The sequence below is a fragment of the Streptomonospora wellingtoniae genome, from assembly GCF_031845375.1.
GTDB lineage: Bacteria > Actinomycetota > Actinomycetes > Streptosporangiales > Streptosporangiaceae > Streptomonospora > Streptomonospora wellingtoniae.
Genome location: NZ_JAVREK010000004.1, coordinates 286,092 through 305,287, shown reverse-complemented (window position 1 = coordinate 305,287; position 19,196 = coordinate 286,092). Strand labels below are relative to the sequence as shown.

Below are 19,196 nucleotides of genomic sequence, written 5' to 3'. Positions count from 1 at the left end.
GCCACGATACATACGCGTCGTTCGGCGGATTCTCGGAGGTGGAGCCATTGCTGACCCGGATCGACCACGTCGGCATCGCCTGTTTCGACCTGGACGCGACCGCGGGCATGTACCGGCGGGTGCACGGTTTCGAGGTCGCGCACGAGGAGGTCAACGAGGAGCAGGGCGTGCGCGAGGCGATGCTGCGCGTGAACGGCACCGACGACGGCCACGCGACCTACCTGCAGCTGCTGGAGCCGGTCCGCGAGGACTCCCCGGTCGCCAGGTTCCTGGCCCGGCACGGTGAAGGCGTGCACCACATCGCCTTCGGCACCGGCGACGTGGCCGGCGCGGCGGCGGAGATCGGAGCGGCGGGAGTGCGCGTCCTCGACGAGGCTCCGCGCCCGGGCTCGATGGGCTCCTCGATCACCTTCCTGCACCCCAAGGACTGCGGCGGGGTGCTGACCGAGCTGGTGCAGGCGGCCGGCGAGGGGGCGGGCGGCGCGGAGTAGGCGCCTGCCGAGGCCGACCGGTGGGCGGGGGCCCACCGGTCGGGTCGGGTCCGCGCGCGAGCGGCGGTCCTTGGAGACCCCCGGTTATGCAGGTGCCCGCGGCCGCAGGGCGCGCCTTCGCCGCCGCGCACCGCTGTGCGGTCCGCGCACCGCTGCGCAGCGCAACGGAACCGTCACATGCGCTATCGTCCCACGTCCCGCCCTGCGATTGCCCCGAGACCCCGATCCGTATGCCGCAAACCCTCCTCTGCGGGGCGTTGAGCTTGATAAAGTCTGCTAACTACCGGGACTTCCGGTACACACCGTCCCTTGCCCGCCGCGGCTCGCCGAGCCGGGCAAGCTGCGCAGAGCGTCCCCTTCCGTCGGTAAGGCTCCTTCGCTCCGCAATCCGTACCAATGGAGCGAACTCGCCCACAGACGCGTGGTTCCCGGAGTACCCTCCCCGGGAGTAGCTCGCGAAACCGCTGGATCGTGGCGAGAGGAGCGGCCGCAGGCGCCGGGCCGCATGCCCCCGACTCGACACGAACACCCGTAAGTAGCCGTCTCGTCACTCGTTCAGGATTCCGCCACATGTCGTCGTCCGATATTGAAGCCCAGCTGACCAATTTCTTCGAGGAAGGCAACCAGGCCACCGAGTTCGACGTAGTCCTGCGCGGTTACGACCGGCAGCAGGTGATGAGCTTCGTCGACCAACTCAAGACCGAGCTCCAGCAGTCAAAGGAAGAGGCCGAGCAGGGTCGGCACGACCTCACCGAGGCCAAGCGCCAACTGCAGGAGCAGGAGCGTCCCACCTACTCGGGACTCGGCGCGCGCATCGAGCAGCTGCTCCGCCTCGCTGAGGAGCAGGCCACCGAGCTCGTCCAGGGCGCCCGCGCCGAGGCCAACGACATCAAGTCCGAGGCCAAGATCGAGGCCGCCGAGATGCGCTCGGCCGCCGAGAACGAGGCCAACGACCTGCGCACGACGGCCCAGCGCGAGGCCGACGAGATGCGCTCCTCCGCCGAGTCCGAGTCGGAGGAGATCCGCACCACGGCCCAGCGCGAGGCCGACGAACTGACCTCCACCACCGAGCGCGAGGTGCAGAAGAAGCGCTCGGCCGTCGACCACGAGATCGCCGAGAAGCGGGCGACCTTCGAGGGCGAGATCGCCAAGCTGCGCACCACCACCGAGCGCGAGTGCGCCCAGGCGCGCGCCTCCGCCAAGCGCGAGCGGGACGAGACCCTGCAGACCGCCAAGCGCCAGGCCGACGAGATGCGCGCCCAGGCCCAGCGCACGCTTGAGGAGAGCGAGGCCAAGCGGGCTCAGGAGGAGGCCGAGTTCGAGATCCAGCTGGCCGGCCGCCGCGAGGAGGCCGAGCGCCAGGACGCCGAGCGCCTGGCCGCCGCGCAGGCCGCGACGCAGAAGCTGGTCTCGGAGGCCGAGGAGCGGGCCGCCAGCGCCGAGCAGCGCGCCACGAAGGCCAGCAACCAGGCCGAGCAGACCCGCCGCGAGGCCGAGCAGCACGCAAAGCAGCTCGTGGCCAACGCCAAGAAGAACTCCGAGCAGATCTCCGCCGAGGCCAAGTCCAAGGCCGACCACATGGTCAGCGACGCCAAGGCCGAGGCCGACCGGATCATGACCATCGCCCAGCAGGAGGTCGAGGAGAAGAGCCGCCAGCGCGACAGCATCCAGTCGCACCTGGACCAGCTGCGCCAGCTGCTGGGGGCCGGCGGCGGGGACCCCGCTGCCGCCGCACCGGCGGCTCCGGCCCCCGCTCAGGTGGCCTCCTCCGAGCCGGCGCCGGCCATCGAGTCGCAGCAGGGCGGCGAGCAGCAGGCCCAGCAGCGCTCGGGCGGCGAGGCCGCCAAGCAGCCGGTGGCCGCCTCCGGCGCCAAGGCCGAGGACGACGAGGACTGGTGGCAGGAGTAGCCGTCCCGGCGTCGGGTCGCTAGGGCACGGCTTTCGGCCGGAACCGCGACCGCGAAAGGCCCCGGCACACCCGATCCGATTCGGGGTGCCGGGGCCTGTTCGTGCGCCGGGGCCCGGCGCGCGTCCGGCTCCGGCGGCTCCGGCTAGGCGGCGGCCCGCGGCGCGTTCCGGTGCGGCCGCACTCGTCCCCGGCAGGTGCCCGTCCTGATGGCCGGTCAGGCGGAGAAGGTGTCGCGCTCATAGGGGCCGTCCCATTCCACGGGCAGCGGCGCGGCCCCCGGAGCGACGTGCTCGACGACCGTGTCGAGCACCGTGCGGACGTAGGGCTCGCCCACCCACAGGTGCTTGGCGCCCTCGACGCCGATCACCTCGGCCCGGCCGACGCGCGCGAAGCGCTTGCGGGCCTCGTCGGGGCGGAGGTAGTCGTCGAACTCCGGCACCAGCGCGACGAGCGGCTTGCCGGAGCGGTCCCAGGCGTCCAGGTCGGCCTCGCCCGCCCGGTGCAGCGGCGGCGAGAGCAGGATCGCACCCTCGACCTCCGGGTCGCAGCCCCACTTCAGCGCCAGCTCGGTGCCGAAGGACCAGCCCAGCAGCCAGGGGCGGGGCAGCCCCTCGAACTCGGCGAACTCGATCGCTGCGGCCACGTCGTAGCGCTCGGACTCGCCCTCGCCGAACTCGCCCTGGCTCCTGCCGTGCCGGGACTCGGTGCCGCGCGTGTTGAAGCGCAGGACGGCGGTGTCCGCCAGCGCCGGCAGCCGGTATGCGGCCTTGCGCAGGACGTGGCTGTCCATCATGCCCTCGGCGGTGGGCAGCGGGTGCAGGCACACGATCGCGGCGACGGGCTCGCGGCCCTCGGGCAGGGCCAGCTCGCCGACGAGCTCCAGGCCGTCGGAGGTGTGCAGGGTGACGGGGCGGCGCTCGGCGGGCAGCACCGTGGTGGCGCGGATCTGCATGGTCCCTCGGTTCACTGACGGGGCGGCGGGGCGGCGGGGCGGCGCAGGCGCGCCCGGCGGTGCGCCGGTGCGGCCGGACCGCGGGGGTGTCGGGAGTCAGCGCCGCGGAAAGCGGACGCCGCGGCTGGTCCGGTGCTCCCAGCAGGAACTGTGCCAGTGGCGGCGGTCATCGCCGTCGCCGAACGGCCGCCAGGCCACGACGTGCGGAACGGCCGGCGGGATCTCCTGATGGCAACCCGGGCACCGGTAGGTCTTGGTCGCGGCGGACCCGCTGATGCGGCGCACGGCCCACTCGCCGTCGGGGCCGTTCTCGCGGCGCTCGGCTCCGGTGATGCGCTGGAAGACCTCGTCGTCGCCGGGCGGACGGCTCTGCCCGTTGCGGCGGCGAGGGCTGTTGCGGCGCGGACTCACCCTTCCAGAGTAGGGGGAGCCACCCGCCGCGACCCACCCGGGCCCCAACCCCGTCGATCTTGTAGCCATCGTGAAGGAAAACGATTTCCATTTGCGTTAGCTACAAGATCGACGGCGCTGTGCCGCGACTAGTGCAGGCTCCGGTGTCCGTTGACCTCCATGGCCAGCAGGACCGGGGCCGCGGTGGCGGTGGTGAGCCGCGCCGGGATCGGGGCTTCGAGGACGGCGCCGAACCAGGGGATGCCGCGCTCCTCGAACAGCTCCACCGGACCCTTGGGGTAGCCGCAGCCGAACCGCATGGCGGTGTCGACGTCCTGTGCCGAGGCGTAGCCGTCGCCGACCATCCGCAGCGCGTCGTTGACGTGCGGCACCAGCAGCATCGCCGCAAGGTCGAACCCGAAGCTGCCCGTGCGCACGGCCTGGGCGAGCTGGCCGGCGGGCAGGTCCTCCGGCATGTTGGCGCGACCGCCGTGGTCGTAGAACCCGCGCCCGCTCTTGCGGCCCAGGCGCCCGGCGGCGACCATGCGGCGCAGCAGCGGGGTGGCCGCGTAGCGGGGAGTGCGGAACTCCTCCCAGAGCACGTCCATGACCGCTAGGCACACGTCGATACCCACGAGGTCGGCCAGCGCGAGCGGCCCCATCGGCAGGTCGGCGTCCTTGGTGACTGCGGTGTCGATCTCCTCGCGCGAGGCGATCCGCCGCTCGTAGACCGAGACGGCGTCGTTGATGAACGGCACGAGCAGGGCGTTGGCGACGAAGCCGGCCCGATCCGTGGCCGTGACGGGGGTCTTGCCGATGCGCTTGGCCACCTCGGTGGCGATGTCGACGGTCGCCTGTGCGGAGCTGATGGTGCTGACGACCTCGGTCAGCTTCATCACCGGGGCGGGGTTGAAGAAGTGCAGGCCCACGACCTTGTCCGGCCGGTCCGTCAGCGCGGCGATCTCGGTGACCGACAGAGAGGAGGTGTTGGTCGCCAGGATCGTGCCCGGAGGGCAGATGCGGTCGAGGTCGGCGAAGACGTCGCGCTTGAGGTCCATCCGCTCGGGGACGGCCTCGACGACGAAATCGGCGTCGCGCAGGTCCTCGCGATCGGTGGTGAAGGCGATCCGGTCGAGGATGCCGCTGCGCTCCTCGGCGCCCAGCTTGCCCTTGTCCACCGCCTTGGACAGCGAACTACGGACGTGGTCGCGGCCGCGGTCCAGGGCGTCGCCGTCGACCTCCACGCCCCACACCTGGAATCCGGCCCGGGCGAACACCTCGGCGATACCGGCGCCCATGGTACCCAGCCCGACCACGCCGACCTTGTCAAATTCCTGCATGCGCCCACCCTACGCGGTCGCCGCGGCGGCGCCGCAGGAAGGAGCCCTCGCGGCGCACCCGGAGAAAGCGCCGCGGCGCCGCCCCCGAAGGGACGGCGCCGCGTGCGGGCGGCGCGCGCCGCGGATCAGCAGTCGACGAGCTCGGGCGACTGGTTGAGGAGCTGCGCACGCGGCGAGGTGAACTCGGCGTGGGCGGCGTCGGCGCCCGGCTTGAAGAGCGCGACCCGGTGGCAGTTCTGGAAGGCCAGCCGCATCCCGAAGTGGCGCTCCACGGCGGCACGCATGGCGTCGCTGGCGAGCAGACGCAGCAGCTGCCCGCGCTCGGTCTCGCCGGGCGGGGGCACCTCGTTGGCCTCGAAGTCGGCGTGGCCGCCGGCGGCTCGCTGGGCCAGCCCGCTGACCACGCTCCAGGCGTAGGGCAGCGACTCGCGGATGCAGGCGATGAAATCGTCGTTGTCGACGGGTCCCTGCTCGGCCTTGTGCAGGAGTTCCGGCGAAACCGTCAGCGACATGGAGGTCCCTCTCTGTTGGCGACCGGGGCGGGGTGCGGGATCCGCGGCGGAGCCGCCCGTTCCGGCGGATGCCGGGACCTCGCACACCGGTCTGCGACGCTAGTGGCATCGTGCGCGGATCGTCACGGTGCCGGAGCGCCACATGTGGCTAGCCCCGACGCCATAGTCGGGAAATCACCGTTGATCTTGTAGCTATCGTCACTGAAAATCGTTTTACTTCACGATAGCTACAAGATCAACGGGGGTGGGGCCCGCGGACCGGTGATCATCCGGTTGCCCAACAGCCTGTGGGAGCGGCCTCCCGAGCGGCCCGCGCCGACCGCCCGCCGGGGCTAGGATCGTGCAGCGTGAGACTCGTGATCGCCCGGTGCAGCGTCGACTATGTCGGACGCCTGACCGCCCACCTGCCCATGGCCCCCCGGCTGCTGCTGTTCAAGGCCGACGGCTCGGTCTCGGTGCACGCCGACGACCGCGCGTTCAAGCCGCTGAACTGGATGAACCCGCCCTGCTCGGTCAAGGAGTCCGCCGACGAGGACGGCTCCGAGCTGTGGACGGTCACCCACGGCAAGTCCGGCGAGAAGCTGGTGCTGCGCATCGAGGAGATCCAGCACGACAGCTCCCACACCCTGGGCGCCGACCCCGGGCTGCAGAAGGACGGCGTCGAAGCCCACCTGCAGGAGCTGCTGGCCGAGCACATCACCACGCTCGGCGAGGGCTATACGCTGATCCGCCGCGAGTACCCCACCGCCATCGGCCCGGTGGACATCCTCTGCCGCGACGGCGAGGGAGGCACCGTCGCCGTCGAGCTCAAGCGGCGCGGCGACATCGACGGCGTCGAGCAGCTCACCCGCTACCTGGAGCTCCTCAACCGCGACCCCTCGCTCAGCCCGGTCAAGGGGGTCTTCGCGGCCCAGGAGATCAAGCCGCAGGCCCGCGTGCTCGCGGGCGACCGCGGCATCGGCTGCGTCACGCTCGACTATGACGCGCTGCGGGGCATCGAGCCCGACACCCCGCGCCTGTTCTGAGCCGGGCCGGGCGATCCCCCGACACCCCGCGAACCGCCGCCGGCGCACCGCCGCGGCGGTTCTCTGCGTCCGGCCGGGCGGGCGCGCCGGAAACCGTCCATGAGACCACACATCGCCGAAACGGCGGAAGAACTGTGGCTGGATGTGGCAATACAGGGCGTATCACCTTGCTCTGCGGTATACGGCGGTGACAGAGTGCCCGATACCTCGCACGAACCGCGCCCGTCTCATCACCCCGAGTAGACGGGCGTCCGCAGCAGGAGGACGCCAGTGCCTACAAGCCCGACCGGACGATCCCCCAGACCCCGGCGACACGTTCCGCCGACCGTCAAGCGCCTCGCCTCTGCGGGTGCCTCGGCCACCCTGGTGCTGGGCCTGGGACTCGCCCCCGGAACCGCCCACGCCGACGAAGCCGTGCTGCCGACCCTGGTCACCCCCGACGGTCTGCGCGAGCACGTCGAGAACCTGAGCACGATCGCGGACTACAACGGCGGCAACCGCGCCACGAACACCCCCGGCTACGACGTCGCCGCCGACTACGTGACCGACCAGCTCAAGCGCGCCGGGTACCGCCCCAGGCGCGACACCTACGACTACGAGCTGTGGGAGGAGCACTCCGAGGCCGTGCTCACCCAACTCGCCCCCGAGAAGCGCGAGTTCACCCCCGGCGAGGACTTCGTCACCATGACCTACTCCGGGGCCGGCGACGCCACCGGAGCGGGCGTGCCCGTCGACTACGACAGCACCGACAGCGGCTGCACCGCTGAGGACTTCGCGGGCTTCCCCGAGGGCGCCATCGCGATCGTCATGCGCGGCAGCTGCTCCTTCCAGGCCAAGACCGCCAACGCCGCGGAGGCCGGAGCGGCGGGCACCGTCGTCGCCAACAACGTCGAGGGCCCGCTCAACGGCACGGTCAGCGAGGAGTCGGCCATCCCGGTGGTGGGCACCACCACCGCGACCGGCGACGCGCTCGTGGCGGCCGGCGACTCCCTGGAACTGCGGTTGAAGGTCGACGCCTCGGTCTCCGAGCGCACCTCCTATAACATCGTCGCCGAGACCAAGGGCGGAGCGCGCGACAACGTCGTCATGGTGGGCGCCCACCTGGACAGTGTTCCCGAGGGCCCCGGTATCAACGACAACGGCAGCGGCACGGCGGCGATCCTGGAGACCGCCCAGCAGCTGGCCAAGCTGGACGGCCACGAGAACAAGGTCCGGTTCGCCTTCTGGGGCACCGAGGAGCAGGGCCTGGTCGGCTCCACCAAGTACGTCGAAGGCCTCAACGAGCGCCAGCGCGAGCGCATCGCGCTGTACCTGAACTTCGACATGCTGGGCTCGCCCAACTTCGGCCGCTTCATCTACGACGGACGCGGCGAACTGGAGGGCTCGCTGCCGCCGCCCTCGGGTTCCGGGGCCATCCAGAAGATGTTCGAGGACTACTACGAGCAGCGCGGCCTGGTGACCGAGCCGACCGCCTTCAGCGGAAGGTCCGACTACAGCGCCTTCATGGAGGCCGGCATCGCCTCCGGCGGCCTGTTCAGCGGCGGCGACGCCGCCAAGACCGAGCAGCAGGTCGAGTACTACGGCGGCACTGCCGGCGAGGACTTCGACCCGAACTACCACACGGCCCAGGACGACATCGGCAACATCGACTGGACGGCGCTGGACCAGCTCTCCGACGGCGTGGCCTACGCCGTGGAGACTTACTCCAAGAGCACCCTCCCGGTCAACGGCGTGGCTCCGCGGATCCAGTCCGCCCAGGAGTTCCGTGCCGACCGGGTCGGAGACCTCTGGCTGCGGTAACCGTCCTGCCGCACTCGTTGAGGCGCCCGTGGGCGAGGAGCCGACTCCTCGCCCACGGGCGTTTTCCGTGGCCGATCCGCGGATCCGGCCGCCGCGTCGCACACCGCCGCGCTCGCCGGTCCCCTCATGCGCGGCGACCGGGCCCCCTCGACCCCGGTCGCCGCCCGGCCGCTGGCGGCGTCCGCACCGGTCCTTTCGGATGGCCCCCGCGCCGCACCCGATCCGGCCCGCGGACCCGACCCCGGGAAACTACTCTGCGTGTCTCCCTCGATTCGAAAAGTATCAGCATGACGGTGCGGAGCACAGCCCCCGAAACAGAACGATTGCCGACGCGTGTCCGTCCGGCCCCGGCCGGTGCACCGCGGCCCTTGCGCACCCCGCACCGCCCGCAGGGCCGAACGGGCCGCACGGGCCGCACGGCCTAGAGTGGCTCCATGACCAAACGGGATTCCGAGACCCCTGTCGTGCTTTCCAAGATCTACACGCGTGTGGGCGACGACGGCACCACCGCCTTGGGCGACATGAGCCGCACCGCCAAGACGGACTCGCGCCTGGTCGCCTACGCCGACGTCGAGGAGGCCAACGCCGCCATCGGAACCGCGCTCGCGCTCGGCGGCGACGGCGTCCCCGAACGCGTCCGCACGATGCTCGTCCGCGTCCAGAACGAGCTGTTCGACCTCGGCGCCGACTTGTCCTGCCCTGTCGCTCCGCCCGGCCGGGAGCCGGAGTTCCCGCCGCTGCGCGTAGACGAGGCCTACATCGAGCGCCTTGAGGCCGAGTGCGACCGCTACAACACCGACCTGCCCACGCTGCGCTCCTTCCTGCTTCCCGGCGGATCGGCGCCGGTGGCGCTGATGCACCAGGCCCGCGTCGTGGTGCGGCGCGCCGAGCGCAACGCGTGGGCGGCACGCGAGGAGCACGGCACCAGCGTGAACCCGCTGACGGCGCGCTATCTCAACCGGCTCTCGGACCTGCTGTTCATCCTGTGCCGGGTACTGGGGCAGGACGGATCGGAAGTGCTATGGAAGCCGGGCGGCGACCGCTGACCTCGGGACCGCGGCCGCCTGGCGCCCGACCATAACCGCACCGGACGGCGCCGGGACCCTCTGCAGGACCGACAGGACGGACAGACAGGAGTGGCGCGGGCATGCGCTATGCACCGGAGGTACTCGCACTGCGGCCGGACACCCGAAAGGCGGTGTGGCACCTCGTCACCGCGGCGGTGGTCATGGGGAGTCTCGTCATAACAGTGACGTTCAAGTTCGGCCTCATAGCCGCCCTGGTCGGGGGCGCCGGGTTCACCGCACTGATCGCCGGCGCCGTCGGACACCTGATCCGCTCCCGGATCGAACTGACGGCGGACGAGATCGTCCTTCACGGGCTGTTCTTCCAGCAGCGCCGACTGCGCTCACGCGCCGCGGAGGTGGTGCGTGCCGAGATTCACGCCCACCGGGCGCCGCCCGGCGACACGCTCTTCCTGCTCGACACCCGGCGCGAGCTGGTGCTCAGGGTGGCCGGCACCAACTACGCGCGGGAGGACATGGACCGCCTGGTGAGGGCACTGGCGGTACCGTGCAGCGGTCCCGACCGCCCCGTCACCGCCGGCGAACTCGCCAAAATGTACCCGGACCTGCGCATGGTGACGTTCATCGAGCGCTATCCCGTCCAGGGCGGGTTCGCGATCGCGGGCATCCTTATCGCGATGATAGTGGGCCTGATGCTCGTCGCGACCGTGGCGGGGCTCTGACCCGCCTCCGCTTTCCGGCCGTGACCCGGGCGCGGACTCAGGACCCGCCGAGCTCGCGCTCGACGGCTGCGACCTTGCTGGTGAGGCCCTCACTGACGCCTTCGCGGATGTCTGCCTTGAACGTGAGGCTGACCCGCGGCGCCCCCTCGCCGGCGGCGGCGACGGCGCGCTTGACGACGTCCATCACCTCGTCCCACTCCCCTTCGACACTGGTGAACATGGCGTCGGTACGGTTGGGCAGGCCGCTCTCGCGCACGACGCGCACCGCGCGGGCCACCGCCGGGGCGACGGAGTCGTCGCCGGAACCCATCGGACTCACTGAGAATGCAACGATCATGCGCCCAGCCTAGACGGCGGGCGGGTTCGGTGCCGCTCGCCCGGCGGTGAGTCGCCGCAGGCGCCTCCGCGGCGGCGGAGGTTCACGACTGCCAGTGCGTTCCGGGCGGCATCGACTCCAGCCAGGAGAGGAACCCCGTCAGCGCGCCGTCGGACATCGCCAGCTCGTAGACCGCCTCCGCGGGATCGGAGCCGTCGGCGGCGGCCCAGCCGACCTCGATCACCACCAGGTCCTGGGTGAGCTCGCGCAGGTCGCCGGGCGTGGGCGGGCGGCGGTGCAGAACGACGAGGCCGCGGCGCGACAGTTCGGCTGCCGGCCGCGGCCACAACGAGAAGACCCGGTACCAGCGCAGTTCCTCGCTGCCGTACCGGGCGAGTCCCATGCGCCAGGGCAGGTCCGGGGCCCCCGCACCCGAGCGCAGGTAGCACTCGACGGCGCCGCCTCCGCGCTCCAGGCCATAGCGCCGCGCGGTGACGGCGAGCAGGGCGACCACGATCACGATGAGGAGCGCGATGAACAGCCATTCCGCCGCCTTGAACCACGGCTGGCCGAATATCAGCTCCTGCACCGGCGCATCTCCCCCGTTCAGCGCCCGCCGGCGCCGCTCATTCGCTTACGCCGGCGGCCTGCAGGCGGCTGCGCGCCCGCGCGGCACGCCCCTGGGCGTCCTCGTCCTCGGTTTCTCCCTCGGACTCGGCGTCGCGCAGCGCCGCCTTCGCCCGCTCGACGTCGACGTCCTCGGCCAGCTCCGCGAGCTCGGCCAGGATCGACACACGGTCGCCCATGGTCACGACCATGTAGCCGCCATGGACCGCGGCGCGGACCTCGCCGGTCTCGCGGGCGCCCAGGACCCGGACGACGGCGCCGGGCGCCAGCAGGGCCAGCACCGGCGTGTGGCCGGGCTGCACGCCGATCTCGCCCTCGACGCTCTTGGCGATGACCATGTCGCCCTCGCCGGCCCACAGCTCCCGCTCCGGCGAGACGATCTCGACGAAAAGCTTCTTCGACACTGCCACAAACTCCTCTGCTAGTGGGCGGTTTCACGGGGCGCGGCCGACCGCGGGTGCCGCCCGCGCCCCGTTGAACGTCTAGCCCTGCAGCGTCTTGGCCTTCTCGACGGCCATCTCGATGTTGCCGACGTCGAGGAACGCCTGCTCGGGCAGGTGGTCGTACTCGCCGTCGCAGACCGCCTTGAACGAGGCGATGGTCTCCTCCAGCGGGACGAACACGCCCGGGTTGCCGGTGAACTTCTCCGCGACGAACATGTTCTGCGACAGGAACCGCTCCAGGCGGCGCGCACGCTCGACGATGATCTTGTCCTCTTCGGACAGCTCGTCGATACCCAGAATGGCGATCTGGTCCTGCAGGTCGTTGTTGCGCTGCAGGATCCCGATGACCCGCTGGGCGACGTCGTAGTGCTCCTGGCCCACGTACTGCGGGTCGAGGATGCGCGAGGTCGACGCGAGCGGGTCCACCGCCGGGTAGATGCCCTTCTGCGAAATGGGCCGCGAGAGCTCGGTGGTGGCGTCCAGGTGGGCGAACGTGGTCGCCGGAGCGGGGTCGGTGTAGTCGTCCGCGGGGACGTAGATCGCCTGCATGGAGGTGATCGAGTTGCCGCGGGTCGAGGTGATCCGCTCCTGCAGCACGCCCATCTCGTCGGCCAGGTTGGGCTGGTAGCCCACGGCCGAGGGCATGCGGCCCAGCAGCGTGGAGACCTCCTGGCCGGCCTGGGTGAACCGGAAGATGTTGTCGATGAACAGCAGCACGTCCTGGTTCTGCACATCGCGGAAGTACTCCGCCATGGTCAGCCCGGACAGCGCCACCCGCAGACGGGTGCCGGGGGGCTCGTCCATCTGGCCGAATACGAGCGCGGTGTCCGGGAGGACCCCCATCTCGTCCATCTCCAGGAACAGGTCGGTGCCCTCACGGGTGCGCTCGCCGACGCCGGCGAACACCGACACGCCGCCGAAGTTGCGGGCGATACGGGTGATCATCTCCTGGATGAGCACCGTCTTGCCCACACCGGCGCCGCCGAACAGGCCGATCTTGCCACCGCGCACGTAGGGCGTGAGCAGGTCGATGACCTTGATGCCGGTCACCATCATCTCCGTCTTCGACTCCAACTGGTCGAAGGGAGGCGCCTTGCGGTGGATCGGCCAGCGCTCGGTGACCTGCAGCTCGGAGCTCGGCACGTCCATGGACTCGCCGAGGGCGTTGAACACGTGCCCCTTGACTCCGTCGCCGACCGGCACGCTGATGGGCTCGCCGGTGTCGCGGACCTCGCCGCCCCGGACCATTCCGTCCTGGGGGTTGAGGCTGATGGTGCGCACCAGGTTGTCGCCCAGGTGCTGGGCGACCTCAAGGGTCAGCGTCTTCGTCTCGCCCCCGAGGGTGACCTCGGTCTTCAGGGCGTTGTTCAGAGGGGGCAGGGCGCCGACCGGGAACTCCACGTCGACGACCGGGCCGGTGACCCGGGCGATTCGCCCGGTGGCCGTGCCAGGCGCGGCCGTCCCTTCAGCAGTCGCAGTCACTTTCCTACTCACTTCCCGCGCTGGCACCAGCGAGCGCGTCGGCGCCGCCGACGATCTCGCTGATCTCGTTGGTGATCTCCGCCTGGCGGGCTTGGTTGGCCTGGCGGGTCAGGTTCTGGACAAGCTCCTCGGCGTTGTCGGTGGCCGACTTCATCGCGTTGCGGCGCGAGGCCTGCTGCGATGCTGCCGACTCCAGGAGCGCGAAATAGATCCGGTTCGCCACGTACTGGGGCAGCAACTGGTCCAGTGCCTCCTTGGCGGAGGGCTCGAAGTCGTAGAGCGGCAGCGGGCCGCCCTGCTCGGCTTCGAGGACCTTCGGCTCGACCTCCTCGACCTCCAGCGGCAGCGCCCGGTGGGAGGCCGCGTGCTGGGTCAGCATGGAGACGAACTCGGTGGAGACGATGTGGATCTCGTCCACCCCGTCCTCGGTCTCGCTGTCCTTGGTGAAGCGGTCCATCAGGGCGTCGGCGATCTCGCGGGCGTCCAGGTAGGTCGGCCGCTCGGTGATGCCTTCCCAGGTCCGCTCCATGGCGCGGCCGCGGAACTGGTTGAAGGCGATGCCCTTGCGTCCCACCACGTACTGCAGGACCTCCTTGCCCTGGTTGCCCAGCAGGGCGCTCAGGCGCTCGGACTCCTTGATGGCGTTGGCCGTGTACGCGCCGGCGAGGCCCTTGTCGCTGGTGATGACCAGGACCGCGGCCCGCGTCGGGTTCTCCGACTCCATCAGCAGCGGGTGGTCCTTGACCTGCTGGGCCAAGGCCGAGACCGACCGGGTGATCTCCCGCGCGTAGGGCTCCGCCGCCCGCATCACCCGCTGTGCCTTGGTGATGCGGGTGGTGGCGATGAGCTCCATCGCGCGGGTGATCTTCGCCATCGACTTGGTCGAGCGGATCCTCCGGCGGTAGACGCGAAGCTGTGCACCCATGGGCTACTTCCCGCTGCTCTTGGCTACCTTGATGGTGTCCTGGCCGACCTGGCTCTCTTCGAGCGCCTCGGCCTCCTCCTCGGTGCCCAGCACAGTGCCGGCCGAGGTCTGGAAGGTCATCTTGAACTCCGCGATGGCCTCCTTGAGGGCGGCCTCGGTCTCCTCCTCGAACCTGCCGCTCTCGCGGATGTTGTCGAGGACCTTGGCGTGCTCGCGGGAGACGTAGTCCAGGAAGTCCTCCTCGAACCTCCGCACGTCCTCGACGGGCACGTCGTCGATCTGGCCGGTGGTGCCGGCCCAGATGGAGACGACCTCCCGCTCCATCGCCAGCGGCTGGTACTGGCCCTGCTTGAGCAGCTCCATCAGCCGCTCACCCCGCTCCAGCTGCGCCTTGGACACCGCGTCCAGGTCCGAGCCGAAGGCGGCGAACGCCTGCAGTTCGCGGAACTGGGCAAGGCCCAGGCGCAGCGAACCGGTGACACCCCTGATCGCCTTGGTCTGGGCCGCGCCGCCGACACGCGAGACCGACACACCGACGTTGATGGCCGGGCGCTGACCCTGGTTGAAGAGCTCGCTCTCCAGGAAGACCTGGCCGTCGGTGATGGAGATGACGTTGGTCGGGATGTAGGCCGAGACGTCGTTGGCCTTGGTCTCGATGATCGGCAGACCGGTCATCGAGCCCGCGCCCATCTCGTCGGAGAGCTTGGCGCAGCGCTCCAGCAGGCGGGAGTGCAGGTAGAAGACGTCACCGGGGTAGGCCTCGCGGCCCGGCGGGCGGCGGAGCAGCAGCGACACCGCTCGGTAGGCCTCGGCCTGCTTGGTCAGGTCGTCGAAGACGATCAGCACGTGCTTGCCGTCGTACATCCAGTGCTGGCCGATCGCCGAACCGGTGTAGGGCGCCAGGTACTTGAAGCCCGCCGGGTCGGACGCGGGGGCGGCCACGATGGTGGTGTACTCCATCGCCCCGGCCTCCTCCAGCGCGCCGCGCACGCCGGCGATGGTCGAGCCCTTCTGGCCGATGGCGACGTAGATGCAGCGGACCTGCTTCTTGGGGTCGCCGGAGTCCCAGTTGCTCTTCTGGTTGATGATCGTGTCGATGCCGATGGCGGTCTTGCCCGTCTGGCGGTCACCGATGATCAGCTGGCGCTGGCCGCGGCCGACCGGGGTCATCGAGTCGATGGCCTTGATGCCGGTCTGCATCGGCTCGCCCACCGGCTGGCGCTGCATGACCGTGGGGGCCTGCACCTCCAGGTCGCGGCGCTCGGTCGTCTCGATCTCGCCCTGGCCGTCGATGGGGGTGCCCAGCGGGTCGACGACCCGGCCGAGGAAGTTGTCGCCCACCGGCACCGAGAGCACCTGGCCGGTGCGGCGAACGGCCTGGCCCTCCTCGATCTGGGAGAAGTCGCCGAGGACGACCGCGCCGATCTCGCCGATCTCCAGGTTCTGGGCCAAGCCCAGGGTGCCGTCTTCGAATTGCAGCAGCTCGTTCGCCATCGCCGAGGGAAGGCCGCCGACGCGCGCGATCCCGTCACCGGAGTAGGTGACGGTGCCGATCTCCTCGCGCGCGGCGGCGTCGGGCTCGTACGACTGGACGAAGCGCTGCAGCGCGTTCCGGATCTCATCCGGCCGGATCGTCAGCTCCGCCATCTCACGTATGTCCTTGCTCTCGTATGGCGCCGCGTTCCCCGGCGCCGGTGCGTTCTGCTTGGGGGTGGATCGTCGCCTCAGCCGGCCAGGCGTCGCCGGACCTCGCCCAGACGCCCGGTGATCGTGCCGTCGATGACTTCGTCGCCCACCCGGATGGACAGGCCGCCCACGATCGAGGGGTCGACGTCGATGTTCAGGTGGATCGGGCGCCCGTAGATCCGGGCCAGGGAGGCGCGCAGCCGCTCCTGCCGGTCCTCGCTCAGGACGACCGCCGTGCGAACCAGCGCAACGTAGCGCTGGGCGCGCTCGGCGACGAGCTGCCCGTAGTACTCCAGACCGTCTTCCAGGGTACGGCCCCGCGGGTGTGTCACAACCCGGGTGACCAGGGTGGTCGTCGCCGGGTCGGCCTTGCCCGCCAGCAGGGCCTCCACAATGCCGCCCTTGCGCACCTCGGAGACGGACTCGTCGGTGAGGGCGGCGCGCAGCTCGGTGTCGCCGGCGATGACGCGGCTGAACCGGAAGAGCTCGTCCTCCAGTTCACCGAGCCGCTGCTCACTCTCGACCCGGGCGATCGTCGCGAAGACGGCCGCCCGCTCGACGGCGTCGATCAGGTCGCGCTGGCGCGACCAGCGGGCCTGGACGACGTCGCCGACGACCATGACGGTCGACGGCGACGCCTGCGACTCCAGCAGCTCGCCGATCAGCCCCGACTTCGCCTCGGCCGGGTTGGCCGGGTCGGCCAGCCACCGCCGCAGCGTGTGCTCGCGCTCCAGCAGCGCCACCACGTCGAAGAGCTCGGCGCCCAGCGCAGCGGTGTCGGCCGACTCCAGCACCGTGCCGAGCCGTTCCGTGACCTCCTGCAGGGAGGAGCGGCTGATGCCCCGCATCAGCGCACCTCGGCCTGGGAGGTGTTCTCGCTCTGCTCCAGCTCCTCCAGGAACCGGTCGATGACCCGGTTCTGGGCCTCGCTTTCGCTGAGCGACTCGCCGACGATCCGCTCGGCGAGGTCGGTCGACAGCGACCCGATCTCACCGCGCAGCTGAGCGAACGTGTGCTGGCGGTCGGCCTCGATCTGGGCGTGCGCGGCGTCGAGGATCCGCTGGGCCTCGGTCTGAGCCTCCTCACGCGCCTCAGCGATGATGGAGGCCCGCTGCTCCTTGGCCTTCTCCAGCTCGCGGGCGTACTCGCGGTGCGCCTCGTCGAGCTTCTCGCGGTACTGCTGGCGGATCTCCTCCGCATCGGCCTCGGCCTTCTGGGCGCGCTCGATGCCACCTTCGATCTGGTTCTTGCGCTCGTCCAGCATCGCGGTGAAGCGCGGCCACATCCTGGTGATGACGGCGAGGATCAGGAAGAAGGCGATGGCCCCGAACACGACCTCGTCCCAGTGGACCCTGAGGACGTTCGGTTCCTCGGCTGCCAAGAACATCATGGCTGGCTTCCCTTCGCTGTTTCCGTTGACAACCAGCCGGCCACTACAGCGCGATGGCGAGCACCAGGCCGATGAGGGCCAGCGCCTCGGACAGGGCGAAGCCGATGATCATCTGGCCCTGGAGGAGACCGCGGGCCTCGGGCTGGCGGGCGATGGCCTGGACGCCCAGACCGAAGACGAGCCCCACGCCGATGCCGGGGCCGATGGCGGCGAGGCCGTAGCCGATGACGTTGAGGTTACCCGTGATGTCCATTACTGCATTCCTTTACTCAGAACCCGCCGGCGGGCGTTCTCGCCGCCGGACTGACGTTGGTTATCGGGCTGGGGTCAAGACGAGGAGAGGTCAGTGTGCTCCCTCGATGGACTCGCCGATGTAGTTGGAGGCGAGCGTCACGAACACATAGGCCTGCAGCGCCATGATGAACAGTTCCAGGGCGGTGAAGACCAGGAAGGCCACGAGCGCGAGCAGCGAGTAGCCGATCGAGACGATGGTGAGGGCGCCGCCCGCGTCGAGGTTGAGCATGTACCACCCGGCCGCCGCGAACACCGCGAGCAGCAGGTGGCCAGCCAGCATGGTGGCGAAGAGCCGGACCGCGTGGGTGAACGGCCGGATCAGGAAGGTCGAGGCGAATTCGAGGGGGGCGAAGATCGGCAGGACCCATTTGGGAGCCGTCGGCGGCACGAGCTTGCCGATGACGTGGCCGCGGAACCCGTGCTCGCGGAGGCCGATGTAGTTCCACAGCACGTAGATGTACACGGCCAGCACGATCGGATAGGCCAGATGGCTGGTCACTGGAAGCTGCAGGAAGGGGATGATGGCCATCACGTTCATCGCGAAGATGAACAGGAACAGCGTCATCATCAGCGGCATGTACTTCTCGCCGCGCTTGCCGCCGATCTGCTGGTGCACCACGTTGGTGCGGATGAACTCGATGATCAGCTCGCCCGCCGCCTGGACGCGCCCCGGGACCACCGAGGGCCTGCGCAGGATGAAGTAGCTGAACGCCAGTACCAGGAGCACGCACAGCGCCAGCAGCACCGTGTACTTGGTGATGCCGGAGGTGCCTGCGACTCCGAAGCTCAGCCACGGCTCCGGAAAGAAGACCTCCGCGCCGGGCACGACTGAGTCGAATCCGCAGCCGTTGTCTCCGAAGAGATGGCAGCTCTCCTCCCCGGACGCGAGGAGGCGCGCTTCAGCACTCACGGCGAATCCTTTCGTCGTGACACAACTCAAACCTCGTTCGTGGTTGGCGGTGCCGCGCCGTCAATGCGTGCGGCGGAGCACCGGAGTGGTTGGTCAGGATGGCAGCTCGAAGACGGCCGCGCCTATGCCGTTCCCACTGATCCGTGCGGCTCGCCGCTGGATAAGGACAGCGCCTGGATGGCGGCCCAGCCGATGCCAACCGAGATGAACATACCGTGCGGAAAGCCCATGATCGACGCGGGGCGACGTCCCCAGGCCCGGCAGCGCGCGCCCCCGCGCCTTCGCGCGGCGGGGGGAGCGGGCACACGGGCTCCGAAGCCGGCGGCCGTCACGTCCCCTCCTCCGCGGGTTCCACGTAGAGGATCTTCGCGGTGTTCAGCGCCCACATGTGAGCGCCCATCCAGACCACGGTGCACGCCGAGGCCGTGATGGCGAAGGAGAGGTGGTTGAACACGGCGGCGTCGCCGAACGCCACGAGCAGCACGCCGAGCAGCACGATCTTGGCGAGATAGGTGCCCATGGCGGCCGGGTAGAGGTACTTGGGGTTCTTGTCGCCCGCCCACGTGACGATGAGGAAGCTCAAACCGAAGAACACCAGCGCCAGGACGGCACCGGTGGCGGCGCCGAGGAACGCCTGCGTGCCCGCCGCAAAGCCTGCGACGGCCATGGCCAGCGCACCGGCGGCGGCGGTCGGAATCGCGGCGCCACGGAGAATCCGGGCGTCGTGTCCCTTCATAGGTTCGGCTCCGGTAGTGACGTGGGGGTGCTTGCTCGTGAAAGCTATCACAAGGATTCGGGCATCCGAGCACGGGTCACCCCTGCGGTCACCCCCGCCGCTCGCGCGGAGTCGAGATCACCGGCCGTCTATGCAGGTTGTCGAGTTTGTCGCCGCTGTTCTGTGAACGCGGGTCATGTGGCGTTCGGCTGGTCTCGACCTCCGGTTCCGGACGGGTTCAC

The 19,196-nt window shown here is 70.2% G+C and carries 21 protein-coding genes; 6 read left to right on the top strand and 15 right to left on the bottom strand.

Features of this window, described 5'->3' with window-relative positions:
- The first annotated feature begins 47 nt into the window (after positions 1-47).
- Both mce and RM446_RS06385 read left to right on the top strand, forming a co-directional pair.
- Positions 48-491 carry a methylmalonyl-CoA epimerase gene (gene mce / locus RM446_RS06390; protein ID WP_311544191.1) on the top strand — a complete coding sequence of 148 codons (444 nt, stop codon included), beginning with the start codon at positions 48-50 and terminating at the stop codon, positions 489-491.
- Positions 492-1,061: 570 nt separating this feature from the next.
- A complete protein-coding gene (locus RM446_RS06385; RefSeq protein WP_311544190.1) occupies positions 1,062-2,399 on the top strand; it encodes a DivIVA domain-containing protein in 1,338 nt (445 codons plus the stop codon).
- Between the two features lie 215 nt (positions 2,400-2,614).
- Here RM446_RS06385 and RM446_RS06380 read toward each other — a convergent pair whose 3' ends face one another.
- From RM446_RS06380 to RM446_RS06365, 4 genes are all read right to left on the bottom strand, one after another.
- Positions 2,615-3,352 (bottom strand): alpha/beta hydrolase, encoded by a 738-nt coding sequence (locus tag RM446_RS06380; protein WP_311544189.1) that lies wholly within the window; start codon positions 3,350-3,352, stop codon positions 2,615-2,617.
- Positions 3,353-3,448: 96 nt separating this feature from the next.
- Complete coding sequence (locus RM446_RS06375; protein ID WP_311544188.1) at positions 3,449-3,763, bottom strand: ATP/GTP-binding protein; 315 nt, start codon at positions 3,761-3,763, stop codon at positions 3,449-3,451.
- Positions 3,764-3,891: 128 nt separating this feature from the next.
- Positions 3,892-5,082, bottom strand: coding sequence for a 3-hydroxyacyl-CoA dehydrogenase (locus tag RM446_RS06370; protein WP_311544187.1), 1,191 nt, complete (start codon positions 5,080-5,082; stop codon positions 3,892-3,894).
- A gap of 125 nt (positions 5,083-5,207) precedes the next feature.
- Entirely contained in the window at positions 5,208-5,594 is a 387-nt protein-coding gene (locus RM446_RS06365) for an SCO5389 family protein (protein WP_311544186.1), read from the bottom strand.
- 347 nt (positions 5,595-5,941) lie between these two features.
- Between RM446_RS06365 and nucS the strand changes: the two genes are divergently transcribed.
- The 4 genes from nucS (at position 5,942) to RM446_RS06345 (ending at position 10,166) form a co-directional block, all read left to right on the top strand.
- Positions 5,942-6,619: an endonuclease NucS gene (nucS, locus tag RM446_RS06360; protein ID WP_311544185.1), complete on the top strand. Its 678-nt coding sequence runs from the start codon at positions 5,942-5,944 to the stop codon at positions 6,617-6,619.
- A 270-nt stretch (positions 6,620-6,889) separates the two neighbouring features.
- Complete coding sequence (locus tag RM446_RS06355; protein WP_311544184.1) at positions 6,890-8,419, top strand: M20/M25/M40 family metallo-hydrolase; 1,530 nt, start codon at positions 6,890-6,892, stop codon at positions 8,417-8,419.
- A 434-nt stretch (positions 8,420-8,853) separates the two neighbouring features.
- Positions 8,854-9,465: a cob(I)yrinic acid a,c-diamide adenosyltransferase gene (locus RM446_RS06350; RefSeq protein ID WP_311544182.1), complete on the top strand. Its 612-nt coding sequence runs from the start codon at positions 8,854-8,856 to the stop codon at positions 9,463-9,465.
- 101 nt (positions 9,466-9,566) lie between these two features.
- Positions 9,567-10,166 (top strand): hypothetical protein, encoded by a 600-nt coding sequence (locus RM446_RS06345; protein WP_311544181.1) that lies wholly within the window; start codon positions 9,567-9,569, stop codon positions 10,164-10,166.
- A gap of 37 nt (positions 10,167-10,203) precedes the next feature.
- Here RM446_RS06345 and RM446_RS06340 read toward each other — a convergent pair whose 3' ends face one another.
- The 11 genes from RM446_RS06340 to RM446_RS06290 form a co-directional block, all read right to left on the bottom strand.
- Complete coding sequence (locus tag RM446_RS06340) at positions 10,204-10,503, bottom strand: MTH1187 family thiamine-binding protein (RefSeq protein ID WP_311544180.1); 300 nt, start codon at positions 10,501-10,503, stop codon at positions 10,204-10,206.
- An 82-nt stretch (positions 10,504-10,585) separates the two neighbouring features.
- A complete protein-coding gene (locus tag RM446_RS06335) occupies positions 10,586-11,071 on the bottom strand; it encodes a DUF2550 domain-containing protein (protein ID WP_311544178.1) in 486 nt (161 codons plus the stop codon).
- A 37-nt stretch (positions 11,072-11,108) separates the two neighbouring features.
- Positions 11,109-11,513 carry a F0F1 ATP synthase subunit epsilon gene (locus RM446_RS06330; RefSeq protein WP_311544177.1) on the bottom strand — a complete coding sequence of 135 codons (405 nt, stop codon included), beginning with the start codon at positions 11,511-11,513 and terminating at the stop codon, positions 11,109-11,111.
- 78 nt (positions 11,514-11,591) lie between these two features.
- On the bottom strand, positions 11,592-13,034 hold the full coding sequence (gene atpD, locus RM446_RS06325) for a F0F1 ATP synthase subunit beta (protein ID WP_311544174.1): 1,443 nt from the start codon (positions 13,032-13,034) through the stop codon (positions 11,592-11,594).
- A gap of 4 nt (positions 13,035-13,038) precedes the next feature.
- A complete protein-coding gene (locus RM446_RS06320; RefSeq protein WP_311544173.1) occupies positions 13,039-13,959 on the bottom strand; it encodes a F0F1 ATP synthase subunit gamma in 921 nt (306 codons plus the stop codon).
- Between the two features lie 3 nt (positions 13,960-13,962).
- Complete coding sequence (atpA, locus tag RM446_RS06315; protein WP_311544172.1) at positions 13,963-15,606, bottom strand: F0F1 ATP synthase subunit alpha; 1,644 nt, start codon at positions 15,604-15,606, stop codon at positions 13,963-13,965.
- Positions 15,607-15,683: 77 nt separating this feature from the next.
- Positions 15,684-16,493, bottom strand: a complete 810-nt coding sequence (locus RM446_RS06310; protein ID WP_311544171.1) for a F0F1 ATP synthase subunit delta — start codon at positions 16,491-16,493, stop codon at positions 15,684-15,686.
- On the bottom strand, positions 16,493-17,035 hold the full coding sequence (gene atpF, locus RM446_RS06305) for a F0F1 ATP synthase subunit B (RefSeq protein WP_311544170.1): 543 nt from the start codon (positions 17,033-17,035) through the stop codon (positions 16,493-16,495). Before atpF ends, RM446_RS06310 begins: the two co-directional genes overlap by 1 nt.
- Before the next feature lie 43 nt (positions 17,036-17,078).
- Entirely contained in the window at positions 17,079-17,288 is a 210-nt protein-coding gene (atpE, locus tag RM446_RS06300; RefSeq protein ID WP_311544169.1) for an ATP synthase F0 subunit C, read from the bottom strand.
- Positions 17,289-17,378: 90 nt separating this feature from the next.
- Positions 17,379-18,239, bottom strand: a complete 861-nt coding sequence (gene atpB / locus RM446_RS06295) for a F0F1 ATP synthase subunit A (RefSeq protein ID WP_311544167.1) — start codon at positions 18,237-18,239, stop codon at positions 17,379-17,381.
- Between the two features lie 328 nt (positions 18,240-18,567).
- On the bottom strand, positions 18,568-18,975 hold the full coding sequence (locus RM446_RS06290) for a hypothetical protein (protein WP_311544166.1): 408 nt from the start codon (positions 18,973-18,975) through the stop codon (positions 18,568-18,570).
- Between the last annotated feature and the right edge of the window lie 221 nt (positions 18,976-19,196).

Coding starts and splice junctions, on each gene's coding strand:
- RM446_RS06385 (WP_311544190.1), top strand. CDS start 1,062: ATGTCGTCGTCCGATATTGAAGCCCAGCTGACCAATTTCTTCGAGGAA.
- RM446_RS06380 (WP_311544189.1), bottom strand. CDS start 3,352: ATGCAGATCCGCGCCACCACGGTGCTGCCCGCCGAGCGCCGCCCCGTC.
- RM446_RS06370 (WP_311544187.1), bottom strand. CDS start 5,082: ATGCAGGAATTTGACAAGGTCGGCGTGGTCGGGCTGGGTACCATGGGC.
- RM446_RS06365 (WP_311544186.1), bottom strand. CDS start 5,594: ATGTCGCTGACGGTTTCGCCGGAACTCCTGCACAAGGCCGAGCAGGGA.
- RM446_RS06350 (WP_311544182.1), top strand. CDS start 8,854: ATGACCAAACGGGATTCCGAGACCCCTGTCGTGCTTTCCAAGATCTAC.
- RM446_RS06345 (WP_311544181.1), top strand. CDS start 9,567: ATGCGCTATGCACCGGAGGTACTCGCACTGCGGCCGGACACCCGAAAG.
- RM446_RS06340 (WP_311544180.1), bottom strand. CDS start 10,503: ATGATCGTTGCATTCTCAGTGAGTCCGATGGGTTCCGGCGACGACTCC.
- RM446_RS06320 (WP_311544173.1), bottom strand. CDS start 13,959: ATGGGTGCACAGCTTCGCGTCTACCGCCGGAGGATCCGCTCGACCAAG.
- atpA (WP_311544172.1), bottom strand. CDS start 15,606: ATGGCGGAGCTGACGATCCGGCCGGATGAGATCCGGAACGCGCTGCAG.
- RM446_RS06310 (WP_311544171.1), bottom strand. CDS start 16,493: ATGCGGGGCATCAGCCGCTCCTCCCTGCAGGAGGTCACGGAACGGCTC.
- atpF (WP_311544170.1), bottom strand. CDS start 17,035: ATGATGTTCTTGGCAGCCGAGGAACCGAACGTCCTCAGGGTCCACTGG.
- atpE (WP_311544169.1), bottom strand. CDS start 17,288: ATGGACATCACGGGTAACCTCAACGTCATCGGCTACGGCCTCGCCGCC.
- RM446_RS06290 (WP_311544166.1), bottom strand. CDS start 18,975: ATGAAGGGACACGACGCCCGGATTCTCCGTGGCGCCGCGATTCCGACC.